General features: G+C 51.8%; 21 protein-coding genes. 16 read left to right on the forward strand and 5 right to left on the reverse strand.

Features of this window, described 5'->3' with window-relative positions:
- Positions 1 to 141: 141 nt before the first annotated feature.
- From fbaB to AC0IXI_RS08240, 15 genes are all read left to right on the forward strand, one after another.
- The gene (fbaB, locus tag AC0IXI_RS08170) at positions 142 to 1194 is read left to right on the forward strand and encodes a class I fructose-bisphosphate aldolase (protein ID WP_064512351.1); all 1053 of its coding nucleotides are present in this window, start codon (positions 142 to 144) and stop codon (positions 1192 to 1194) included.
- Between the two features lie 236 nt (positions 1195 to 1430).
- Positions 1431 to 2585, forward strand: a complete 1155-nt coding sequence (locus tag AC0IXI_RS08175; RefSeq protein ID WP_064512349.1) for a mandelate racemase family protein — start codon at positions 1431 to 1433, stop codon at positions 2583 to 2585.
- Positions 2586 to 2655: 70 nt separating this feature from the next.
- Complete coding sequence (locus tag AC0IXI_RS08180; RefSeq protein WP_413498607.1) at positions 2656 to 4290, forward strand: ABC transporter substrate-binding protein; 1635 nt, start codon at positions 2656 to 2658, stop codon at positions 4288 to 4290.
- Positions 4287 to 5324 carry an ABC transporter permease gene (locus tag AC0IXI_RS08185; protein WP_064512345.1) on the forward strand — a complete coding sequence of 346 codons (1038 nt, stop codon included), beginning with the start codon at positions 4287 to 4289 and terminating at the stop codon, positions 5322 to 5324. Before AC0IXI_RS08180 ends, AC0IXI_RS08185 begins: the two co-directional genes overlap by 4 nt.
- A complete protein-coding gene (locus AC0IXI_RS08190) occupies positions 5321 to 6226 on the forward strand; it encodes an ABC transporter permease (protein WP_064512343.1) in 906 nt (301 codons plus the stop codon). The genes AC0IXI_RS08185 and AC0IXI_RS08190 overlap by 4 nt, the downstream gene beginning before the upstream one ends.
- The gene (locus tag AC0IXI_RS08195; protein ID WP_471682218.1) at positions 6198 to 7064 is read left to right on the forward strand and encodes an ABC transporter ATP-binding protein; all 867 of its coding nucleotides are present in this window, start codon (positions 6198 to 6200) and stop codon (positions 7062 to 7064) included. The genes AC0IXI_RS08190 and AC0IXI_RS08195 overlap by 29 nt, the downstream gene beginning before the upstream one ends.
- Positions 7065 to 7083: 19 nt before the next feature.
- On the forward strand, positions 7084 to 7857 hold the full coding sequence (locus tag AC0IXI_RS08200) for an ABC transporter ATP-binding protein (protein ID WP_134185607.1): 774 nt from the start codon (positions 7084 to 7086) through the stop codon (positions 7855 to 7857).
- A 386-nt stretch (positions 7858 to 8243) separates the two neighbouring features.
- The gene (locus tag AC0IXI_RS08205; RefSeq protein ID WP_134185350.1) at positions 8244 to 8780 is read left to right on the forward strand and encodes a fimbrial protein; all 537 of its coding nucleotides are present in this window, start codon (positions 8244 to 8246) and stop codon (positions 8778 to 8780) included.
- Between the two features lie 25 nt (positions 8781 to 8805).
- Positions 8806 to 9510, forward strand: a complete 705-nt coding sequence (locus AC0IXI_RS08210; RefSeq protein ID WP_471682219.1) for a fimbrial biogenesis chaperone — start codon at positions 8806 to 8808, stop codon at positions 9508 to 9510.
- Positions 9511 to 9537: 27 nt separating this feature from the next.
- Positions 9538 to 12057, forward strand: a complete 2520-nt coding sequence (locus tag AC0IXI_RS08215; RefSeq protein WP_413498604.1) for a fimbria/pilus outer membrane usher protein — start codon at positions 9538 to 9540, stop codon at positions 12055 to 12057.
- Positions 12058 to 12069: 12 nt separating this feature from the next.
- Positions 12070 to 13416 carry a fimbrial protein gene (locus AC0IXI_RS08220; RefSeq protein ID WP_471682220.1) on the forward strand — a complete coding sequence of 449 codons (1347 nt, stop codon included), beginning with the start codon at positions 12070 to 12072 and terminating at the stop codon, positions 13414 to 13416.
- A complete protein-coding gene (locus tag AC0IXI_RS08225; protein ID WP_134185356.1) occupies positions 13388 to 14089 on the forward strand; it encodes a fimbrial biogenesis chaperone in 702 nt (233 codons plus the stop codon). The genes AC0IXI_RS08220 and AC0IXI_RS08225 overlap by 29 nt, the downstream gene beginning before the upstream one ends.
- A gap of 53 nt (positions 14090 to 14142) precedes the next feature.
- Positions 14143 to 14598 carry a winged helix-turn-helix domain-containing protein gene (locus tag AC0IXI_RS08230; protein ID WP_471682221.1) on the forward strand — a complete coding sequence of 152 codons (456 nt, stop codon included), beginning with the start codon at positions 14143 to 14145 and terminating at the stop codon, positions 14596 to 14598.
- Positions 14599 to 14654: 56 nt separating this feature from the next.
- Positions 14655 to 14930 carry a hypothetical protein gene (locus tag AC0IXI_RS08235; RefSeq protein WP_471682222.1) on the forward strand — a complete coding sequence of 92 codons (276 nt, stop codon included), beginning with the start codon at positions 14655 to 14657 and terminating at the stop codon, positions 14928 to 14930.
- Positions 14920 to 15387: a hypothetical protein gene (locus tag AC0IXI_RS08240; protein ID WP_471682223.1), complete on the forward strand. Its 468-nt coding sequence runs from the start codon at positions 14920 to 14922 to the stop codon at positions 15385 to 15387. The genes AC0IXI_RS08235 and AC0IXI_RS08240 overlap by 11 nt, the downstream gene beginning before the upstream one ends.
- 4 nt (positions 15388 to 15391) lie before the next feature.
- Here AC0IXI_RS08240 and yegS read toward each other — a convergent pair whose 3' ends face one another.
- Positions 15392 to 16291, reverse strand: a complete 900-nt coding sequence (gene yegS / locus AC0IXI_RS08245; protein ID WP_471682224.1) for a lipid kinase YegS — start codon at positions 16289 to 16291, stop codon at positions 15392 to 15394.
- Positions 16292 to 16521: 230 nt separating this feature from the next.
- Between yegS and AC0IXI_RS08250 the strand changes: the two genes are divergently transcribed.
- Entirely contained in the window at positions 16522 to 17631 is a 1110-nt protein-coding gene (locus AC0IXI_RS08250; RefSeq protein WP_083962901.1) for a threonine aldolase family protein, read from the forward strand.
- Between the two features lie 231 nt (positions 17632 to 17862).
- Here AC0IXI_RS08250 and trhP read toward each other — a convergent pair whose 3' ends face one another.
- The 4 genes from trhP to mdtD all read right to left on the reverse strand — a co-directional run bounded on the left by trhP (position 17863) and on the right by mdtD (position 22981).
- Positions 17863 to 19209 (reverse strand): prephenate-dependent tRNA uridine(34) hydroxylase TrhP, encoded by a 1347-nt coding sequence (gene trhP / locus AC0IXI_RS08255; RefSeq protein ID WP_064512274.1) that lies wholly within the window; start codon positions 19207 to 19209, stop codon positions 17863 to 17865.
- Positions 19210 to 19455: 246 nt separating this feature from the next.
- Positions 19456 to 20178: an envelope stress response regulator BaeR gene (gene baeR / locus AC0IXI_RS08260; protein WP_064512272.1), complete on the reverse strand. Its 723-nt coding sequence runs from the start codon at positions 20176 to 20178 to the stop codon at positions 19456 to 19458.
- Positions 20175 to 21569: an envelope stress sensor histidine kinase BaeS gene (baeS, locus tag AC0IXI_RS08265; protein ID WP_134185366.1), complete on the reverse strand. Its 1395-nt coding sequence runs from the start codon at positions 21567 to 21569 to the stop codon at positions 20175 to 20177. The genes baeR and baeS overlap by 4 nt, the downstream gene beginning before the upstream one ends.
- Positions 21566 to 22981: a multidrug transporter subunit MdtD gene (gene mdtD / locus AC0IXI_RS08270; RefSeq protein WP_471682225.1), complete on the reverse strand. Its 1416-nt coding sequence runs from the start codon at positions 22979 to 22981 to the stop codon at positions 21566 to 21568. The genes baeS and mdtD overlap by 4 nt, the downstream gene beginning before the upstream one ends.
- Positions 22982 to 23026: the final 45 nt, after the last annotated feature.

Raw genomic sequence — 23026 nt, forward strand, 5'->3', positions numbered from 1 at the left:
TAAAACAAACCGATAGTGCTCCCGTAGGTGGCGAATACCGTGAGTCACGGCCAGGATTATGTCTGCCTGTTTTAACAAAAGCAGGCCAGGAGAATCCATCCTCAGCGGGCAGGGTGCTCGCTGAATTTACGGGAGCGTATTATGACTGATATTGCGCAGCTGCTTGGCAAAGATGCCGACAGCTTGTTACAGCATCGTTGTATGACTATTCCGGCAGACCAGTTGTATCTGCCTGGTTCGGATTATGTAGACCGCGTGATGGTGGATAACAACCGCCCGCCTGCAGTGCTACGAAACATGCAAACGCTGTATAACACCGGGCGGCTTGCTGGCACTGGCTACCTTTCCATTTTACCGGTCGATCAGGGTGTTGAACACTCCGCTGGGGCATCGTTTGCGGCAAACCCTCTCTACTTTGACCCGAAAAACATAGTTGAACTGGCGATTGAAGCGGGCTGTAACTGTGTCGCTTCAACCTATGGCGTGCTGGCCTCGGTATCGCGCCGTTACGCGCACCGCATTCCTTTCCTCGTCAAACTTAACCATAACGAAACGCTCAGCTACCCAAACACTTTTGACCAGACGCTGTACGCAAGCGTTGAGCAGGCGTTCAATATGGGCGCGGTGGCAGTGGGGGCGACCATTTACTTTGGTTCGCCAGAGTCACGTCGCCAAATTGAAGAGATTTCAGCGGCGTTTGAACGCGCACATGAGCTGGGGCTGGTCACTGTTCTTTGGGCATATCTGCGTAACCCGGACTTTAAAAAAGACGGTGTGGATTACCACGTAAGTGCCGATCTCACTGGCCAGGCAAACCATCTGGCCGCCACTATTGGTGCGGATATTGTGAAGCAGAAAATGGCCGAAAATAACGGGGGTTACAAGGCGGTAAACTTTGGATACACCGACGACCGCGTGTACACCAAACTGACCAGTGATAACCCCATCGATCTGGTGCGTTACCAACTGGCCAACTGCTATATGGGTCGCGCAGGGTTGATTAACTCGGGTGGTGCCGCTGGAGGTGAAACCGACCTGACAGATGCAGTGCGTACCGCTGTCATTAACAAGCGTGCGGGTGGCATGGGGCTGATTCTGGGCCGCAAAGCCTTTAAGAAATCTATGTCTGAGGGTGTTAAGTTGATTAATGCTGTGCAGGATGTGTATCTGAACAGCAAAGTGACTATCGCCTGATTTTCTGCGTATTGCTGGCGGGTTAGCGCAGCGACGCCCGCCGAAAACTTCCCCACATCCATCAGTTACCTTCATCACAGTTCCATAACATTTTGTGAAAAGCATCACGCCCCCCTGGACATATGTCCAAAAAATCACGCGCATTTAAGCACCTTTGAACGAGGCGGAGGTGAATTTTTACGCATAGAGTAAGTGATGAAACGCTGTTTTAAATTAACAAAGGGACAATAACAGCCGTGAAAATAGAATCCGTAAACGTAACCGTTTTTACTTACCCAACCCGCCGAGTTTCTGACAGTGCAGGTCACTCTCATCCTGGCCCGGAAAGCCTCGCGAAAATGGCGATGCTGACGATCACCACCGATGAAGGTGACTGTGGTTACTCTTTCGCGCCACCGGAAGTGGTGCGCCCTTATGTCGTCAATGCCTTCTTCCGTAAAGTGCTGGTCGGGCAAGACCCGTTTAACCGCGAGCGCATCTGGCAAGACCTGGTGCACTGGCAGCGTGGCAGCGCACACCAACTTACCGAACGTGCGCTCTCGTTTGTTGAGCAAGCACTGTGGGATTTAATTGGCCGCAAACTGAAAGTGCCGGTCTACAAATTGCTTGGTGGATTCCGCGACAAAGTGCCGGCTTACGGCAGCACCATGTGCGGCGACGAACTGGAAGGCGGTTTATCTACGCCAGACGAATTCGGCCAGTTCGCTGAAAAGCTGGTCGCTCGCGGCTATAAAGCCATCAAACTTCACACCTGGATGCCACCGGTTGCCTTCGCTCCAGACCCCAAAATGGATGTTAAAGCCTGTGCCGCCGTGCGTGAAGCCGTTGGCCCGGATATCGATTTAATGCTTGATGGCTACCACTGGTACAGCCGCAGTCAGGCGCTCTACATTGGCAAGGCGCTGGAAAAACTCAACTTTGCCTGGTTCGAAGAGCCGATGGAAGAAGAGAGCATGGCGTCTTACGTCTGGCTTTCTGAGAACTTATCTATCGACGTTGTCGGGCCAGAAAGCCTCGGCGGCAAACACCATAGTCGTGCAGACTGGGTAAAAGCCGGCGCGTGCGACATCCTGCGTGCGGGGGCGAACGGCGTTGGTGGCATTTCACCAACCATGAAAGTTGCCGCACTTGCTGAGTCCTTCGGCATGGACTGCGAAGTTCATGGCAATGGTGCGGCAAGCCTCGCAGTAGTGGGCGCAATTCGTAATTGCCGCTGGTACGAGCGTGGTTTACTGCACCCGTTCCTTGAATACGATGAGCCAGCAGCGTACCTGAACAGCATCGTTGACCCGATGGATGCCGATGGTTTTGTGCATTTGCCACAGCGTCCGGGCCTGGGTGAAGACATTAATTTCTCGTATATCGAAACGCATACCGTAAGCAAAGACTAACAGCCGTAAAAATAATAAGCCCGGCGCGAAAGACGCCGGGGAATACTGACCCTACAAAACGGTATCTATCATGAATCGAAGCTCCCGACTGGGGGCGTGGCTGCTCACGCTCCTGTTCATGTTCGGTAGTAGCTCGGTGATGGCGAAAACGCCACCTGACCAGCTGATCATCGGCATGAATATGAATAACCTGCTCACTCTCGATCCGGCCGCCATGACCGGTAACGAAGTGGTGGGACTGGTGGTAAACCTCTATGACTCGCTGGTGGAGTTAGACCCGGCGAAACTCACCAACGTGCGCCCGGCACTGGCAACCTCCTGGGATATCTCGGAAGATGGCAACCGCCTGACGTTCCACCTGCGTGATGGCGTGAAATTCCACTCTGGTAACGAACTCACCGCAGACGACGTGGTGTGGTCAATGCGCCGCGTTTTACACCTCAATTTGGCGCAGGCATCAGTATGGAAATCCTACGGTTTTAGCAAAAAGAACGTTGATGAGCATGTCAAAGCACTGGACGCTTCAACGGTTGAAATCACGCTGCCTAAAGCCAACGACCCACAGCTGGTTATCTATTCGCTGGCCGCACTCGGAAGTATCGTGGTGCTGGACAGTAAAACGGTAGAACAGCATGTACAAAACGATGACTGGGGCAATCGTTGGCTGACGACCAACGAAGCGGGTTCTGGGCCATTTAGCCTTGATGTGTGGCAAGCAAAAGATGTATTGCGTATGAAGCGCAACCCGGATTACTGGCGCGGCGCGCCTAAACTCTCCCGCGTGGTATTCCGTCACTTCCAGGAGTCGCAAACTTTACGGCTGATGATCTCCAAAGGCGATCTGGATATTGCCAGCAACATGGCGGTATCTGACGTAAACGCCTTGCGAAAAGATCCCGATTTGACCGTCGATGCCGTAAAAAAAGGCACCATTTATTACGTTGCCATGAGCATGAAGGAAGCGCATTTCGCCAACCCGAAAGTGCGTGAAGCTGTGCGTTATCTGATTGATTATCAGGGTATCAATAAAGCATTGATGCCGGGATACGGCGTGCTGCATCAGCGTCCAATTCAATCAGGTATGCCTGCAACGCTTCCGAACCCAGGCTATGCGCTGGATATTCCACGGGCCAAAAAACTGTTGGCTGAAGCTGGTTATCCTGACGGGTTTGATACCACGCTGCGCGTGTTGGCGGACCAACCCTTCCTGAATATCGCGATTGCGGTGCAATCCACGCTGATGCAGGCGGGAATCAACGCGAAAATCGTAACCGGCACGGGCAACCAGATTTACGGCGCAATGCGCGAGCGTAAGTTCGACATGTTGGTTGGGCGCGGCGGCAGTGGCGTAGAACCGCATCCGCATTCCAGCCTGCGCTCTCTGGTCTACAACCCGGATAACAGTGACGCGGCTCGTCTGACTAACTTCCAGGGTTGGCGTACCAGCTTCTATGACAAAACGCTGAACCAGCAAATCGATAAAGCTCTGGTGGAGCGTGACCCAACTAAGCAGCGTGAAGAGTATCAGGCGATTCAGACCCGTTATGACGAGTTGATCCCTGCATTATTGCCGCTTTCACAAATGGTGGATTCGGTGGTGGTACGCAACGAAGTGCAGAACTACCAGCCGCACCCATCAGCCACCACTTTCCTGCGTGATGTTTATAAAACGCCTGCTGCTGAAAATGGGGAGAACAAAGGATGAGCATGATCTTGCTGGCTCCGGGCGGCCGTGTCCGGCGTTTTTCAAAGCGCTTAAGCCAGGTGCTGGTCACCTTGTTTGGGTTACTGCTGCTTACCTTCTTTATTGGCCGCGTCATGCCAATCGACCCGGTGCTGGCGATTGTCGGCCCGGATGCAGACCAAAGCACTTATCAGCAGGTTTATCACCAGTTAGGGTTTGATCAATCGCTGGCTACTCAGTTTTGGATTTACCTTGGCGGTTTGCTGCATGGTGATTTGGGCAATGCGCTGCTGACTGGGAAACCGGTGGTTGACGACATTCTGCGTGTCTTCCCGGCAACGCTTGAACTGGCGACGGTGGCGATTATCGTCGGTGCGGGCCTTGGTATTCCGCTTGGCGTCTGGGCAGCGGCTCGCCGTAACAGCGTGGTCGATTATGCCGTGCGTATCATCAGTCTTGCGGGTTATTCCACGCCGATTTTCTGGGTTGGGATGATGGGACTGCTGCTGTTTTACGCCTGGCTGGGTTGGGTGGGCGGCGCAGGGCGTATTGATTTAGGGCTGGATGGCATTGTGCCGCGCCGTACAGGTTTGCTGTTAGTGGATGCGTTGCTGGCGGGAAACAGCGCGGTGTTCTTTAACGCGCTAAACCATCTGATTCTTCCGGCTTCTCTGCTGGGCTTCCATTCGCTGGCCTATATCAGCCGCATGACGCGCAGCTTTATGCTGGCTCAACTGTCGCAGGAATTCATTATCACCGCACGCGTCAAAGGGCTGACCGAGCGCCAGGTTATCTGGAACCACGCGTTCCGCAATATTCTGGTGCAGTTGCTGACGGTGGTGGCGCTGGCCTACGGCTCTTTATTGGAAGGCGCGGTGTTAATTGAAACTGTGTTCTCGTGGCCGGGTTTTGGTTCTTATCTCACCGGTAGTCTGCTGCTTGGCGATATGAACGCGGTGATGGGTTGCGTGCTGGTGGTGGGAGTGATCTTTGTGTTGCTGAACCTGCTGTCCGACATGCTCTACCAACTCTTTGATCCGAGGACAAAATCATGACTGTCTCCTTTGGAACACCACAACTCACCGCCGCCGACGAGCGTTCATTACGCTTCAAACGAGCCGGTCTGCGGGCTGTTGGGTTTATTGGCAAAATGGCGCGCAATCCACTGACGGCGATTGGGGGAGGGATTGTTTTCCTGTTGTTGCTGGTGGCAATTTTCGCCCCATGGATAGCGCCTTTTAACCCGCTGGTGCAGGATTTGAATAACGCGCTAACCGCACCCAACGCCACGCACTGGTTTGGCACCGATGAGTTTGGTCGCGATATTTTTAGCCGCCTGGTTTACGGCTCACGCATCACGCTTTACATCGTATTACTGGTGTCGATAACCGTAGGTCCGCTTGGCTTGTTGCTCGGAGTAACCGCCGGTTATTTCGGCGGAAAAGTCGATATGGTATTGATGCGTGTAACTGACATCTTTATTTCGTTCCCAAGTCTTGTACTGGCACTGGCATTTGTTGCGGCACTCGGCCCCGGCCTTGAGCATGTTGTGATTGCAATTACGCTCACAGCCTGGCCGCCGATTGCTCGCCTTGCGCGTGCGGAAACCCTTTCATTACGACAAGCTGACTTTATCTCTGCCGTCCGCCTGCAAGGGGCTTCGCCGGTTCGTGTGCTGTGGCGTCACATCGTGCCGCTGTGCATGCCGTCGGTGATTATCCGCATTACGATGAATATGGCGGGCATCATCCTGACTGCCGCAGGTCTGGGCTTCCTGGGCCTTGGCGCGCAGCCTCCAGAGCCGGAGTGGGGCGCGATGATCTCCAGCGGGCGCACTTACATGATGGAGTGCTGGTGGGTAGTAACGATTCCGGGGCTGGCGATTTTAATCAACAGTCTGGCATTCAACTTCTTGGGAGATGGCTTACGTGACATCCTCGATCCTCGCAGCGAATAACTCGCCGCAACTGCTTGATGTACGCGACTTGAATGTGACATTCGTTAATGGTCGCCAGCAAACCCACGCGGTGCGTGGTGTTTCATTCCAGCTCGGGCACGAGAAACTAGCCATCGTTGGCGAGTCCGGCTCCGGGAAATCCACAGTGGGCCGCGCGCTTTTGCAACTTCACCCTAAAAAAGCGCAGATCACCGCCGATCGTATGCAATTTGGCGATGTTGATCTGCTTAATGCTACTGACGCACAAATGCGCAATGTGCGTGGCAAACGAATTTCCATGATTATGCAGGACCCGAAATACTCACTGAACCCGGTGATGTGTGTGGGGGATCAAATCGCTGAAGCCTGGCTGACGCACCACCGCGTCGGCCATAAAGAAGCGAAGCAGAAAGTGCTGGAGATGCTGGAAGTGGTGCGCATTCGCCAGCCGGAGCGCGTCTATAACCTCTATCCGCATGAAGTTTCCGGCGGCCAGGGGCAGCGTATCATGATTGCCATGATGCTTATCACTGACCCTGAAATGGTCATTGCTGATGAACCGACTTCAGCACTCGATGTTTCAGTGCGCCTGCAAGTGTTGGCGCTGCTCGATGATTTGGTACAGTCGCGCGGGCTGGGGCTGATTTTCATCAGCCACGACATCAACCTGGTGCGCAGTTTCTGCGATCGTGTGCTGGTTATGTATGCAGGGCGCGTTGTGGAATCTATCGCCGCAAATGATCTCGATAATGCGCAGCATCCCTATACTCAAGGGCTTATCAGTGCCTTGCCGGATATGGATATGCGCCGGTCACATCTACCGGTTCTACAGCGCCAGGCTAGTTGGCTAACGGAATAAGGAGCAACGTATGTCATCCATGATTGAAGTCAGCCAGCTTAATTTAACCTTTGGTGAAGGGGCGAAAACTAATCAGGTGCTATTCGACGTGAATTTTAACGTCGGACATGGTGAGATTTTTGGCCTGGTGGGGGAGTCGGGCTCCGGGAAAACCACGGTGCTGAAATGCCTGGCGGGTTTATTTACCCACTGGCAGGGCAAGTTGGTGATTGACGGAACTGAACTCGAGCACAAAATCAGCCGCGAGCGGTGCCGCATGGTGCAAATGGTATTTCAGGACCCCTACGGTTCGCTACATCCGCGCCACACTATCGGCGACATTCTGGAAGAACCGTTGCAAATCCAGGGATTCACTGACCGCGACCGGCGTATCAATATGATGCTCGATAAAGTTGGTTTAAACCGCGCTTTTCGCAGCCGATATCCGCATCAGCTTTCCGGTGGCCAGCGCCAGCGTGTGGCGATTGCGCGTGCGCTGATACTTGAACCGGAAGTGCTGCTACTTGATGAGCCTACTTCAGCATTGGATGTTTCGGTGCAGGCGGAAATTCTCAACTTACTGTCGGATTTACAGCAAGAATCGAAACTTACCTATTTAATGGTGACACACGATTTAGGCGTCATTGCACATTTATGTCATCGCGTGGGTGTAATGCAACATGGGAAGATTCTTGAGTCACTCAGTACCGATAATTTAATAAGCGGTGCGGCACAAAATCCTTATACCCAAATGCTGGTGAATGCCAGTCGCCAATATAGTCGGGAGATGGCAAGTCAGGTGGCTCAATTTTAATTAATACTGGCTTCCATAATACCGCGCGTCAGGTTACCCCCCTGGCGCGTTTTTTATTGTTAAGATTAATAATTCTGCACCATTCACCTTTCGAATTCCTTTCTTGATAATCATCATAACCGCATGAATTTTATGAATTCACATACTCTTATATAAGATGTTTTTCTTATATAAGAAAGGTGGAAAAGATTATTCAGAAAACAAATCTAGGAATTTTCCTAAGAAGCAATAATATGCCCATACCTTATGCAGTGTTTCTGTGTAAGGTGATATATCTCACTCTCAACTGCTTAACCTTATCTGTTTATTTATCAGTAACAGGCTTATTTGCTCTGGGATTCCGCACTGCACGATAAGGACAAAAGCAACACAACAAGGATAACAAGATGAAAGCTTTATTACCTGTAGTATTCGGCACGGCAGCCTTATTAAGTGGAGCGACTTTCGCGGAATCAACAAATACTATTACCTTCAAAGGTGAGATCACAGAACAAACCTGTTCGGTGACCGTTAACGGTTCAGATGCTCACCCTGTCGTACTGTTGCCTACCATCTCTAAAAGTGAGCTTAAGGACGCTGCCTCTTCGGCAGGGCTGACCACGTTCACCATGGGCGTCAGTGGATGCAGCGTAGACAGCTCCACATTAGAGATTAAAACCTTATTTATCGGCACTAACGTCACCAGTAGCGGAAACCTTGCAACCAGCGGTTCGGCTAATAACGTTGAACTGCAATTGCTAACGGATGCATCGGGCAGCACGGTTATCGACCTAAGTAACCCAATGGCTGTTGCAGGGATATCTATCCCGGCAGGAGAACAGTCCGGTGAACACGACTACGCCGTGCGTTACTTCTCGCCAACCGGCAATGCTACTGCGGGTGATGTTGTCGCCGCAGTGCAGTACGCGATTTCTTATCTTTAATAGTGCACGGCGTAGGGAATGAAATATGAGTTTAGGGAGAAGTTTGCTGACATTTGCCCTGCTGGGTGCCTGTTTAAGCAGCCAGGCAAGTGTGGTGATGACGGGCAATCGTGTGGTGTATCCAGCAGATGCAAAGCAAGTTAGCGTGCAGTTAACCAATCAGGATGACTTTCCGAATGTCATGCAAGCTTGGCTGGATAGCGGCGATGAGCAGTCAACACCGAAAACCGCGCGAGCACCTTTTATGCTGACTCCTCCTATGTTTCGCATGGCCGCGCACAGTGGCCAAACCCTGCGCTTGCAGTTTACCGGCGCGGATTTGCCACAAGATAAAGAGTCAGTGTTTTGGCTCAATACCTTGCAAATCCCGCCGGTGGCTAAAGGGAGTGAAGCATCCAATCAGATGATCGTGATGCTGCGCAGTCGTATGAAAGTGTTCTGGCGTCCTGCTGGATTACAGGGCTCGCCGGACACCCTGGACAAAACGACTATCGCTTCGGTTTCAGGCCACCAACTGAGCCTCACCAACAACAGCGGCTATTTCACCTCGCTGGCGCGAGTGGTGGTGACGGTGGCGAACAAACCCGTGGCGTTAGGGGGCGAAATGATTGCTCCAGGTGCGACAAAAGTATGGACATTAGCAGGAGCACCTTCGAGTAAAACCGTGCAGATGACCTGGATTAACGACCAGGGCGCTTATCTGAGCGGCACGCTTCATTTGAAGAACTAGCGGTCTTGTAGAAAAGTAAAAAACACTATGGAAAGACATCACTGGCTGAGCATCTGCTTGCTGGGCGGAGCGGTATTGCCGCTGTATGCCAAAGCGGAAAGCTACACCTTCGATAACGCGTTGTTGTTGGGCAGCGATTACGGGCAAGGACTGGCCCGCTTTGACCAGGCGTCATCGGTTGCACCTGGCCGCTATTTGGTTGATATCTGGCTAAATGGGCGCTATGTCGCCCGTGATGGAGTGGTGTTTGGTGGTGAGGGTGAGGAGGTCGCTCCTTGCTTACCGCTGATTTTCTATGAGCAAAATGGCGTTCTGCCATTAAGTCCGGCGAGCACCGAAACCTGTTTAAGCCCGGCAAAGCGCATCGCGGGGGCCAGTTACACGTTTGATAGCGCGCAGTTGCGGCTGGATATTGCCATCCCCCAGGCTGAAATGGTGCAGGTGCCGCACGATTACGTCGCCCCCGAGCAATGGCAGGCGGGGGAAAGTCTGTTGTTTACCAACTACAACAGTAACTTTTATTACAGTGATGCCGGTGGAAGCCAGAGCGAATATGGTTGGTTGGGGCTGACGTCGGGTATTAACTTTGGTTTATGGCAACTGCGCCAGCAATCCTCAGCAAGCTATAGCCGTTATGGGGATAAAAAACGCTACCAGTGGGATAACTTACAAGCCTGGCTACAACGCCCGGTTGCGGCGCTGCAAAGCACGTTGAGTGCTGGTCAAAGTTATAGTGGTGGCAACCTGTTTAGCAGCATGGCGTTTACTGGCGTCAAACTGGAAACCGACCAACGGATGTGGCCTCAATCCCGCCAGGGATATGCGCCAGAAATTCGCGGTACCGCGGCCAGTGCGGCTCGTGTGGTAGTCAGCCAGAACGGGCGCACATTGTACCAAACCAATGTGGCACAGGGGCCGTTTGTGATTAACGACCTTGCCAGCACCGCCTGGCAGGGGGATTTGCAGGTTGATGTGATTGAAGTCGATGGCAGCCGCAGCCAGTTTACGGTTCCGTTTTCAGCTCTACCGCTCTCTTTACGTCCTGGGGTCTGGCGCTATAACGCGGTTATCGGGCGTGCGCGTGATTACGATACGGATGACAACTGGTTCGGTGATTTCACCCTTGAACGCGGTATCGCCAATAGCCTGACGGCTAACGGTGGTGTTCGTCTGGGGAAAGAGTACGCCTCCACGGTACTGGGTGGCGTCTGGGCTTCAGAGCTTGGGTCGATTGGTGCGGATGTGACGGCATCATCTGCGCAGCTCCCGGAAGGCAAACAAACGGGCTGGCGTTCACAGCTTTCCTGGAGCCGGTCATTCAACTCAACCGGTACCAACGTGGCACTGGCAGGCTACCGCTATTCCACTGCTGGGTACCGTGATTTCAGTGATGTGTTGGGTGAACGAAATGCTGCTAAAAGCAGTGATATCTGGCGTTCCGATACACTTTCACAGCGCAACCAGTTTACAGCCACCGTTAACCAGCAATTGGGTGACTATGGCTCGATATGGCTTTCCGGTTCGGTGATGGATTATTACGGCGAGCGCGGGCGCAATACACAGCTTCAGTTTGGTTATGCCAATCAGTGGCGACAAATTAGCTACAACCTGGCCGCGAGCCGCCAGCAAACATTCTGGCGTGATACCACGCGACGTGCAGATGGGCAGCCAGGGCAGAATGTCAGGCATGGGCAGGCGGAAAATATTGTCACACTGACATTCTCTGTGCCGCTGAAGTTTGGTACGGGTGAAGATTATCTCTCGCTTTCAACTAGCCATAGTAAAACCAGTGGCACGAGTTATCAGGCTTCGCTTGCGGGCTCAATCAGTGAGGACGATAGCGCAAGCTATGCCGTTTCTGCGGGATACCAGAACGCATCGGGCGAGGCTGCACAAAAGAACTGGAGCGCCTCGCTGCAAAAAATGACTTCGTTTGGCACCTTGAACGGCAGCTATTCACAAGCCGAAAACTATAAGCAATGGTCGGGAGGAATGCGTGGTGCAGCAGTTGTGCACCGTGGCGGCGTGACGCTTGGACCATGGCTTGGCGACACCTTTGCGCTGGTGGAGGCTAAGGGAGCCGAAGGGGCTCGCGTGAGTAATGGCCAGGGCGCAGCCATCAACGCTCAAGGCTTCGCGCTAGTGCCGTCGCTAACACCTTATCGTTTTAATAATGTTCAGTTAGACACCCGTAATATGGCGGCCGACATTGAGCTTGAGGATAACCAACAACGCGTTGCACCGTATGCCGGAGCCGCAGTGAAGTTATCGTTCTCAACGATAAAAGGAACCGCGGCGTTGATAGATGTCACTACTCGCCGTGGCTCGCTCCCCCAAGGTGCGGAAGTCTTTGATGAACACAATCAGGTTGTCGGGATGGTGGGGCAGGCAAACCAAGTGTATGCCCGTTTACCGGCAATGAAAGGACAGTTAACCGTGCGCTGGGGCGATGGCCCTGATGAAAGGTGCGCATTTAAATATCAGTTAACAGATGACGACCCCCAGCAGGCGATGATCGCGCTAACTGCCCAGTGTTTGGACGCGTAAGGAAACCATTAAGTGAAAATCAGGACAAAACTCGCGATCGTCATACTGATGATGTTAAGCGCTACGGCGCAGGCGGCATGTGAATACATTATTTACCCGTATACCGGTGCGAACAGTCAATTCGGTTCACATCGCCTGAGTTCCGCCAGCGATGGCAAAGCTGAAGCCTGGTGGGGTCTTAGTGGGGCCGATGCTAAGAACGGGCAACTGACCGGCGTGAGTAAATCGATTGATGTCAGCAGCAATAATATTTTCCAACCGCCTGGTACGGTGCTGGCGGCAGCTGGGGGGATTCCTTTTACCCAATATGCACACAAAGGCGGGTGGGACCCTGAACTGGTGTTTTTCCGCTGTACGCCGGATACCGCAGGCCAGCTTTACCAGGCGTTTTCCACCAACGGGGATGACGCTTATGCCGGGTGGTATGAAGCGCAAGATGTGCCGGGGGCTTATCTGACGCTTGCCAGAAATGTGGCGATGCGAATTACGCTGGAAGCGACCGGACAGGTATTCACGGATATCTGGCAGCAGATCGCAATGACTAACCTTGATACGGATAAAGACGGCAACTTTTTAATTAAAGCCAAAAACTTTTCGCCGATTCGTGTGGAGCTGATCAAAACAGCGGATACGCGATATTTTATTAGCTCGGCTGCGACTTACACTTTTGCCGGGGTAAACCCGAATGCTTATGTTGTGTTTCGCGGGCCAGGGCTCGACTCGAATGGCATCAAAGTGGGCCAGGCGCATCGTGGCGGTAACTGGGCTGGCTGGTATCACGAATGGCCGTCGGTGATTAGCCTCTACAATAATGGGATTACCGTGCGGCGAGGGGCGATTTGTCAGGTGATCCATTTCACACCTTTTGTGCAATTACCGCGAGTTAGTGCCACGGATATCAGAGCAGGGCGTAGCGTCAGTGCACCTTTCTCACTGGAGTTTACTTGCGAATCCAACGTGGTTTCAGGAGTTGTCACCAACAAGCAGAACGTCGCACTCGGGTTTCTGGCTCCTGAGGCGAATGTCCTGGCAGCACAAAAATATGGCCTGACTAGCGGGAGTGCGGTGACTCACTTACTTGACGATGCTTACGGCGCACCGGGTCATGCGCGGGGTGTTGGCGTCAGAATATTACGCAATGGTTTGCCGATGAACTTCTTGACCACCGACGTTGCTGGAACAGGCGCAAGCGCCGGTTGGGTGCCTGTTTTGGGTGGCTCGCAGGTAAAAACCGGAACACAGAGTGGTGTTGATAGTTACCAGGAAACATTTGAAGCGCGTCTTGAACGCTTCTCAAGTGATCAACTGGAAACAGGGAGGTATCAGGCTCATGCCCAAATCCTTATGCGTCTTCAGTAGACTGCTGTTTTTGTGGCTATGTTTAGCCTTACCCGTACAGGCGGTGGTTAACCTGAGTGCCACGCGGGTGGTTTTTGACAAGGGAGCGGTGAACCAATCCATTACGCTTGCCAACAGTGCCGATTATCCGGTGATGGTGCAGGCGTGGATTGACGATGGTGACCCTCAAGGTCTCCCGCAAACTGCCGAATCGCCGTTTGTAGTACTGCCGCCCATTTTTCGCCTTGCGCCGCTTGAGCAGCGTTCTATCAGGCTGCTAACCAGCGCTAAAGGTTTGCCAGATGACCGTGAATCTCTGTTTTGGCTAAATATTTATGAGATCCCGCCTAATCAGTCAGAGGTACAAAATGAAAAAATCCTGTTGGCATTTCGTACGCAGCTGAAAGTGTTTTGGCGTCCAGTTGGAGTGGGGCGGTTGACCGAGGATGCGGGGAATCAATTACGTTTTACGCGCTCGGGTGAGGGAGTGACGGTATCCAACCCAACACCCTGGAATATCTCTTTGGCCGAGGTAGAAATAGCCGGGTATTCTGCTTCGGGAATAACCTTAAGTCCTTTTTCGCAGCAACCGCTCTTTACGTTTAATAAGGTAGATTTACAGGATGGTGTAGTTAAATTTGTCATAATAAACGATGAGGGAAATCAGTGGGGTTATGCTTTGTCGATTAAATAAACAGATCTAATAAGCCTTTTACACCCCCCAGATCTGAATGCGTAAGGAATAGCGTGAATAAACAAATTATCTTGAATGGCGTGGCGGCCTTTCTACCTGAAAAGCACAGGATTATCGCTATTAATAGCGACAAGCCACCCCTGTCACTGAGTATACCTGCGAGCAGATGCCTGGCATTGTTGGTTAATTATCAAGGGGAAGTGGTTCTTCGGGAACGCTTTTTCCATGAAGTCTGGGTGAGTAATGGAGCCCAGGTAACCAATAATACCTTCTATCAAAATATTTCCCTTTTGCGGCGGGCATTTAAAGAGTTTGGCCTTAATGAGGACTATATCGTCACCGTCCCAAAGGTCGGGGTCAAACTTGAAAATACGTTGAAGATAACCCGCAGCGAAGAAGGCGAAAACATTGTTACGGAGCTACCGCAACCTTCTACACCTGTGCAAACACAGCCGCGTAAGGTCGTGCAACGTTTGTCTTCTTCGCTCACCAGGGGTGGTTTGGCGTAAGTGCAATGGTGCTAGTGCTCTGTTTAGGTGGGGCGCTTTTAACCTGGCAAGCCAGCATGGATAACCGCTTCACAGAATTTAAACCGCTAATTACTCAGAGTAACTGCAGCTATTTTGTGAATTCCGATACCACTGACTATAAAAAACATCGTTTATTTGTGCGTGATTTTAAATTGAGTTGTGAAGATTTTCATTATGTCTATTTAACGGCTTATAACAATTTTGCCCGTTTTTCTGCTGTGGCCTGCGAAGGTCCATTTAGTGCCTGGCGAAAGAACCACTGTGTCACACATTATGTTATAGCGGATAATGGAAATGCGTTTGAAAAATAATACTTCATGGTTATTAGTAGGCTTACTGATCATCACATCCTGTATCGCGGCGGTTAAGATATATCTGTATTGGAAAAATACGCATTTTAGCTGCACTGGCGAATTAATACTTCATCGTAAAGACAATGTTGCAAATGTTACGATGCAATATGTTTTTAATGGTGATACCGGGGCGGTGCTGCTACGGGGTGAGGTTATATTGAACAACAATCTGGTTGAACAAGTGAGTCAGAATGTATTTTTTGATTTTCAGCGTAAGGGAAATGATTATTTTCTCATTTCAAAGTCAGTGACGGATTCAACCGGAAGCCCAACGGATATCCCATTATTAAAGAGAACATTTCCGCTCTTCTATTTAGAACCCGATGCGAAGTTTTTTCTTAATATCAAACAACTGACTGGCTCCAGCTGGCTTTTCACAACCAGCCGATCGCCTTCTTTGCTATGCAGTAAGTAACTCGTCAGCCTAACAGCAGGCAGTTTGGTGGCAGGCGGCAGCTTATCGCATTGGGATGTATATCAATGCGGAACTTCTGGCTGGTCAGCGGCTCGCCATCAAGGTTAAAAGTAATGTCGTGCGGGGCGGTTATCTCGAACCAGGATGAACGCCCATCAATAATATTTGGATTGTCGCCAGGTTGCGTCAGCGTTTTAAAAATTGCTGGCAGCAACTCTTCGCCAGTAAAAATACGCAACTCTAATAAACCATCATTAATCAACGCCTGCGGGCAAAGTTCCTGCCCACCGCCCGCCTGGCGGCCATTGCCGATACCGATCACCAGCGCATCGCCTTGCCACTCAAAATCTTGTCCACGAATTTCGCAGCGGTCTGGTTTGAGCGTGTCCAGGCGAATCAATCCGTGAACAAAATAAGCGATACCACCGAGCGCAGCTTTCAGCTTTTCAGGTGTTTCAGTGGTGATGCGTGTACCAAAACCGCCGGTTGCCATATTAATAAACCAGGCCGATTCGTTCACTTGTACCAGGTCGATAGGCACGCCTTTGCCGACTATTGCCAGCTGCAATGCTTTATCCAGCTCCTGCGGAATGCCTATGCTGGTGGCAAAATCGTTGGCAGTACCGAGTGGTAAAATACCTAATACCGGGCGATGTTCCGGAGCGAGTTGCGCCAGCGCGGTTGCCACTTCGTTTATCGTGCCATCGCCGCCGCCAGCAATGACGGTATCGACACCCATACGAGATGCTTCTTCAACGTAACGAATCGCGTCACCTTGTTCCCAGGTAACGCGGATGTGTAACGTGTAACCCTCGTCACGCATGACTTTTACGGCGCTACGCAAGATGTCGTTGTTGGCACCTTTGCCGTTCAGAATGACGAGTGATACGGGAAACTGCTCCATGGCGGACCTCTGGAAATGTAGTTGAATTCAAAGTGTATCTTATGTGAAGGATTTGCGGGTAAGAACAGACTGAGTCTGCGGGGTTCAGCGATGAATAGTTCGGGACAAAGCATATTATTGATAAATGACATACATAGAGTTTTATGCGTAAGTATTATATCTGACGGCTTTCAACGCATTGAATAACTAAAAATACACAACAACATTCACTCAATAAAAAAAGAAATATGATGATGAACAACATTGAAGAAGAACGTGGGCGTCTCAGAGCGTCCTGCACTGTCGAATTAAAGGGATTTTCTCAATCGACGCCAGCGCAGATGTTTCAGGAAATGGCTGAATGGGCGCAGTCTAATGATGTAACCCATGACGTTTATGGTGAAGGTGCATTCATTCAACACTTTGAAGCGAAAGTGGCAAAACTGCTGGGCAAGCAATCGGCCGTATTCATGCCCAGCGGTGTTATGGCGCAGTTGATAGCAGTAAATATCTGGTGCGAGAGAAAGCGACTGCAGCGCTTTGGGGTACATGCATCTTCACATCTCCTGCTTCACGAAAAGCAATCCTATCAGGCTTTAATGCAGTTGCATGGCGTGACGGTAGGACATCGACTTCGGCCTATTGTGGAGGAAGACTTGTCAGCTGTTGCTGAGCCTCTGGGTTGTCTGGTCGTAGAGTTACCAGCACGTGAGATTGGCGGGCAACTACCGGAGTGGGAAGAACTGGAGGCGCTGAAAAAGAGTGCCGCGCAGTCAGGTACAACTCTGCATATGGATGGGGCGCGCCTGTGGGAAACCAAAGCCTATTACCAACGGTCATATGCCGAAATTGCTGATGGTTTCTCGTCAGTCTATGTCTCAGCCTATAAAGGTCTCGGCGGTCTTGCTGGCGCACTGCTGGCAGGCGATACCGACTTCATACAACAGGCACGCCTCTGGCAAAGACGATTAGGCGGCAACCTGGTGACGCAAAGTCCAATGGTGATATCTACCGCGATGCGTTTTGATAAGCAATTAGCCATACTTGAGTCTTGTTATCAGCGGACATTGAGCCTGGCCGCCTGCCTTCAAACAATACCGGGCATTCGTATTTTGCCGCGCACTCCTCAGGTAAATATGTTTCATGCGTATTTTGACGCAGAAAAAACAGCATTACTAAATGCACGGGATGACATTGCCCGTCGGCATGGGTATTGGTTATTCAGCAATATGGACGAGGCGGAAGTGCCTGGTTGGTGTAAAACTGAGTTCTATATAGGTGACAGCTTGTTGCAGATGAGTGACGTTCAAATCCTGGATTTATTCAGCGAATTAATGGGGCAGGTTAATAAAGGCAATTAATGTTTCTGGATTGAAACTGGCGCAACGGTGTTTGCAAATGTTGAATCGGTAACGATAAAAAGGTGGCCTGCGGAAGGGAGATTCCACAGGCCAATGAGGTGGTTCTTGGTACAACTAGCATTTATGGGTTATGTTTTTCAGCCCGGCGATAATAACCGTATACAGCGAAGCGGTATGTGATCGGTTTCTAAGAAATGTTCTGGCGCGGAAAAAATACCCATAATGAGTGACTTAGCGCGCGTTCTGAGCAACTAAATTGCGCATCAGCAACGCATAATCCAGCGACACATCTTCTGGCACCGGCATCCATACAATATGGCCATCGCCAGGTGCGACTTCAATCGGCTGCGATTTGGTATTTTCCAGCACTTCAAGGGTGAAGGTGACGTTACCTTGCGGCGTCATTAATTCCAGACTGTCGCCGAGCAGGAATTTGTTCTTCACTTTCACTTCTGCCAGACCGCCACGGCGTTCACCGGTAAATTCACCGACAAATTGCTGACTTTCAGAAACTGAGTGGCTGTACTCGTAATTCTGATAAGAATCATGATTATGGCGACGTAAGAAACCTTCGGTGTAGCCACGGTGTGCCAGACCTTCCAGCGTGGTCAGAAGCGTTGGGTCGAACGGTTTGCCTGCTGCGGCATCGTCGATTGCACGGCGATAAACCTGAGCGGTACGCGCACAGTAGTAATAGGATTTGGTGCGGCCTTCGATTTTCAGCGAGTGCACGCCCATTTTGGTCAGGCGCTCAACGTGTTCGATGGCGCGCAGATCTTTCGAGTTCATGATGTAGGTGCCGTGTTCGTCTTCGAACGCCGTCATGTATTCGCCAGGGCGTTTGCCTTCTTCCATCAAAAACACTTTATCGGTTGGTGCGCCCGCGCCCAAAGTCGGCTCAATGTTTTGTACCGGAATCGGCTCATGAAGATGCACGATATTGCCGACATCATCTTCTTTGCCTTCTTCAACTTTGTATTCCCAACGGCAGGCGTTGGTGCAGGTGCCCTGGTTCGGGTCACGCTTGTTGATGTAACCCGACAGCAGGCAGCGGCCAGAATAGGCCATGCACAATGCGCCATGAACGAAGATTTCCAGTTCCATATCTGGCACTTGTTCACGCACTTCAGCAATTTCTTCCAGCGACAGTTCGCGTGACAAAATCACGCGGGTCAGACCCATCTGTTTCCAGAACTTCACGGTTGCCCAGTTTACGGCATTGGCCTGCACTGACAGGTGAACGTCCATTTCCGGGAATGCTTCACGCACCATCATGATAAGACCAGGGTCAGACATGATCAGCGCATCCGGGCCCATATCGATAACCGGTTTCAGGTCACGGATAAAGGTTTTCAGCTTAGCGTTGTGTGGGGCAATGTTGACAACCACGTAGAATTTTTTGCCGAGCTCATGGGCTTCGTTGATGCCGAGTTGGAGGTTTTCGTGGTTGAATTCGTTATTGCGCACGCGCAGGCTGTAACGCGGCTGGCCAGCGTAGACAGCATCTGCGCCATAGGCGAAAGCGTAACGCATATTTTTCAGCGTTCCGGCCGGGGATAGAAGTTCTGGTTTAAACATGGGGTTCTCGTCTGATTTCAGGTCAGAAACCACCGCATATGGTGCGGTGGTTTGAAAGCGTGTGCATAAGGCACAGTTTTAGGGCGGGAATTGTAGCGCTAATGCTCTTCATACTTCAAGTTGCAGGGGCGTTGGCTGCGCTCACTTACCCGAATCACTTACATAAGTAAGCTCATCGGGATAAATTCCCTTGCCGCCTACCTGAAACTCGAATTATTTTGAGCATATTGATTCCAGAAACTACCCTCACGCAATTCGGCAGGCGTCGGCTTCCCAGCGATAACCCACGCCGTAGACCGCACGGATAAACGACTGTTCTTCGTCTAACGCTTCGAGCTTGCGGCGCAGGTTTTTAATATGACTGTCGATAGTGCGGTCAGTCACTACGCGGTAATCATCATAAAGCTGGTTAAGCAGCTGTTCGCGGGAAAAGACTTTGCCCGGCTCGTGGGACAGCGTTTTAAGCAGGCGGAATTCAGCTGGTGTTAAATCCAAAAGTTTGTCGCGCCAGCTCGCCTGAAAACGACCTTCGTCGATGATTAACGGGCTGATTTCATCGGCTGCAACCGGGTCGCGCTGGCGTTTGCAGCGGCGCAAAATGGTTTTGACGCGCGCTACCACTTCGCGTGGGCTATAAGGCTTGCAGATATAATCATCGGCACCAATTTCCAGGCCAAGCAGGCGGTCGATTTCCTCGATTTTAGCGGTCACCATGACAATCGGAATTTCAGAGAAACGACGAATTTCACGGCACAGCGTCAGGCCATCGGTGCCTGGCAGCATTAAATCGAGCAGGATCAAATCCGGCGGCGTCTGGCGCACGAAAGGCAGCACTTTGTCGCCGTGGGTAATCAACTCTGGCGCATATCCCGCAGCACGTAAGTAATCAATTAACAGTTGGCCGAGCTTTGGCTCGTCTTCAACAATTAAAATACGCGGTGTGTTTTCGTCAATTGGCAATTCGGTCATACAGGTCTCAACGATTCTGGCTCCAGCGGTAACTCTACTGTAATGCTTACCCCGCCGAAAGGCGAATGCGAGGCGTAAAGCTTGCCGTTATGGGCGGCAACAATATTCTGGCAGATAGACAGGCCAAGTCCTGAGCCGCCACTGGCGCGGTTGCGGGAACCTTCAGTACGGTAAAAACGCTCAAACAGCATGGTTAACTGCTCGTCACTGACACCCGGCGCGCTGTCGGCAAAGTGCATGACAAAACGTTGATTCACCACTTCGCCGGAGATAACCAGCTGGCCGCCCGCATCGGTGTAGCGCAGGCTGTTTTCCAACAGGTTATTGAATAACTGCATTAAACGGTCGCTGTCGCCAAAAATGGTGGCGCTATCTGGCAGCGCCAGGCTAATGCTTAAACCACGTGAGTTGAAGCGTTCGCGGAATGCGCCCGCCACAATCTCCAGCAGGTTAATGATATCCAGAGATTGTTTTTGGTAGGCCAGTGCGCCTTCGTCTGACATCGACAATTGGTGCAGGTCATCAACCAGTTTGGTCAGTGTGGCGACTTCCATTTGCAGTGACGCCACGGATTCAGGCGTGAATTTGCGCACGCCATCCTGAATGGCCTCCAGCTCGCCGCGTAAAATCGCCAGCGGGGTGCGCAATTCATGGGAAATATCGGCCATGTAAGCGCGGCGCATATTGTGGTTTTTCTCAAGCGTGCTGGCGAGTTGGTTAAAGTCTTGCGCCAGCTTGCCGAGTTCGTCCTGGCTGGTGGAGTCCACGCGGGTGGTGAAGTCCCCGGCGGCCAGTTTGTGTGTCCCTTCAACCAGGCGTTTCACCGGGGCTAATAACCCACGTGCCAGCAAGAATGTTGCTGCTGCAGCAAGGAGTGTTGCCAGGCCGACGATTATCCAGCTGGTGCGCCGTTGTTGGCGGTCGAAATTAATATCGGTGTTGCGCGTCAGGCGTTCGACCGGCGAGGCGACAACCCAGCCTGCATCGCGACCGTTAACGTTTATCGCCCGGCGCATACCGTCGGTCGGAACCGGGCCGCGTGGGCCAACCAGCACTTTGTAATCCTGGTCGACGACCCAGAATTGGGTGCGCCAACCATGTGGCGGCAGGTTATGGTTTTCTTCATCGCCATGTTCGAACGAGCGCAGCAGCTTGAACATAAAGCGATCGTTATTGCGCAGAAACTGCCAGTTGCCGTGCTGCTCATACTGTTCGCCCAGCGCGTCACTTAGCATCTCCAGGCGTTGTTCATTGCCACGCTTGATGTAGTCAATAAACCCATGTTCGAAACTGAGCCGCACACCCCAATGCATGATTGCCAGCACCAGCAGGCAGGTCGAGAAAATCGCGAGGAACAGTTTGCCGGTAATACCAGGCCGCCAGAGCTTCATGAGCTCCTCCTTTTGCGTCGCGCAATCACGACATTTTTGGTGGTGTCTTTCGGGACGCGAGCAAAAATCAGCGCGGGCAGGGCGATAACCACCGCCATACTGAACCAGGTGTACATAAAGACGCTGTGGACTACGGCGCTATCCGCCGTCAATTGATGATGACCGTACATTCCCAGTAACAATCCGGCGATGGTGACACCGATACTCATTGAAAGCTGCATCACCATTGAGAGCATGCTGTTGCCGCCGCTTGCCAGATCGTCCGGTAAATCTTTCAGTGTCAGCGTGTTCATTGACGAGAAGCGCGTGGAGTTGACCATGCCAAGCAGGAACAAGACTACCGGCAGCAAGTAGTACCAACCCAGTAGTGCCGTCGCCATAAACAGCAGAATAACCAGTGATAAACCGAGCGTGGTGGCGACTAAAACATTGCGATAGCCAAAGCGGTTAACCACCTGCACCACAATGCGTTTCATGCCCATGCTTCCCAATACCATTGGGATCATCATCAGGCCCGCGTGGAAAGGCGAAAAGCCAAGGCCGATTTGCAGGAATACTGGTGTCATAAACGGGATCATTCCGCTGCCGATACGGCCACAAAAACTACCTAACAGGCCGAGCGAGAAAGTCTGCGTCTTAAAAAGATTGAGGTTGAACAGGGCGTTGTCATTGGCTTTGGCGTGCCACAAATAGAGCGCCATTGCCGCAGCACCGCCACCCACTAACATCCACACCGTGGATGGGCTCACGCCTAAACCTTTTGCGCCATCAAGCGCAATGGTCAGCGCCGCCATGCCAAACGCTAAATAGACAAAGCCCATCATGTCGAATTTACGTGTCTGCATGGTGTAGTTCGGCATCAGCCATAGCGTGGCGATGGCTCCGATAATGCCAACCGGCAGGTTAATCAGGAAAATCCAGTGCCATGAGGCATACTCCACCAGCACGCCGCCGAGTGCCGGGCCAAGCAGTGGGCCGATTTGCCCGGGCAAAGTCACAAAGGTCATTGCCGCCATATATTGCTCACGCGGAACGATTTTCATCACCGTTAAGCGCCCGACGGGTACCATCATGGCCCCGCCAACCCCTTGCACCACTCGCGCCATCACTAGTTCGTTCAGCGTGGAGGCGTGCGCGCAGAGTAGTGAGCCAATGGTGAACAGCACAATGGCAGTGAAGAATATATTGCGCACGCCAACACGGTCTGCCAGCCAGCCGCTTGCGGGCAACATCACCGCGACCGTCAACACATACGACACGATAACCGAGTGCATGTGTAACGGGCTTTCACCCAGGCTCGCCGCCATCGAAGGCAGGGCAGTGTTGACGATAGTGGTGTCGAGCGATTGCATGAAGAAGCCAAAGGCGACAATCCACAGTTGCCAGCGCACGGCGGCAGGCAGTTCAGTCATTTAAATATCCTTCATACTTGAAGCTGCAGCAGCGTTGCTGCGCTC

It is taken from the genome of Buttiauxella sp. AC038 (assembly GCF_979253565.1).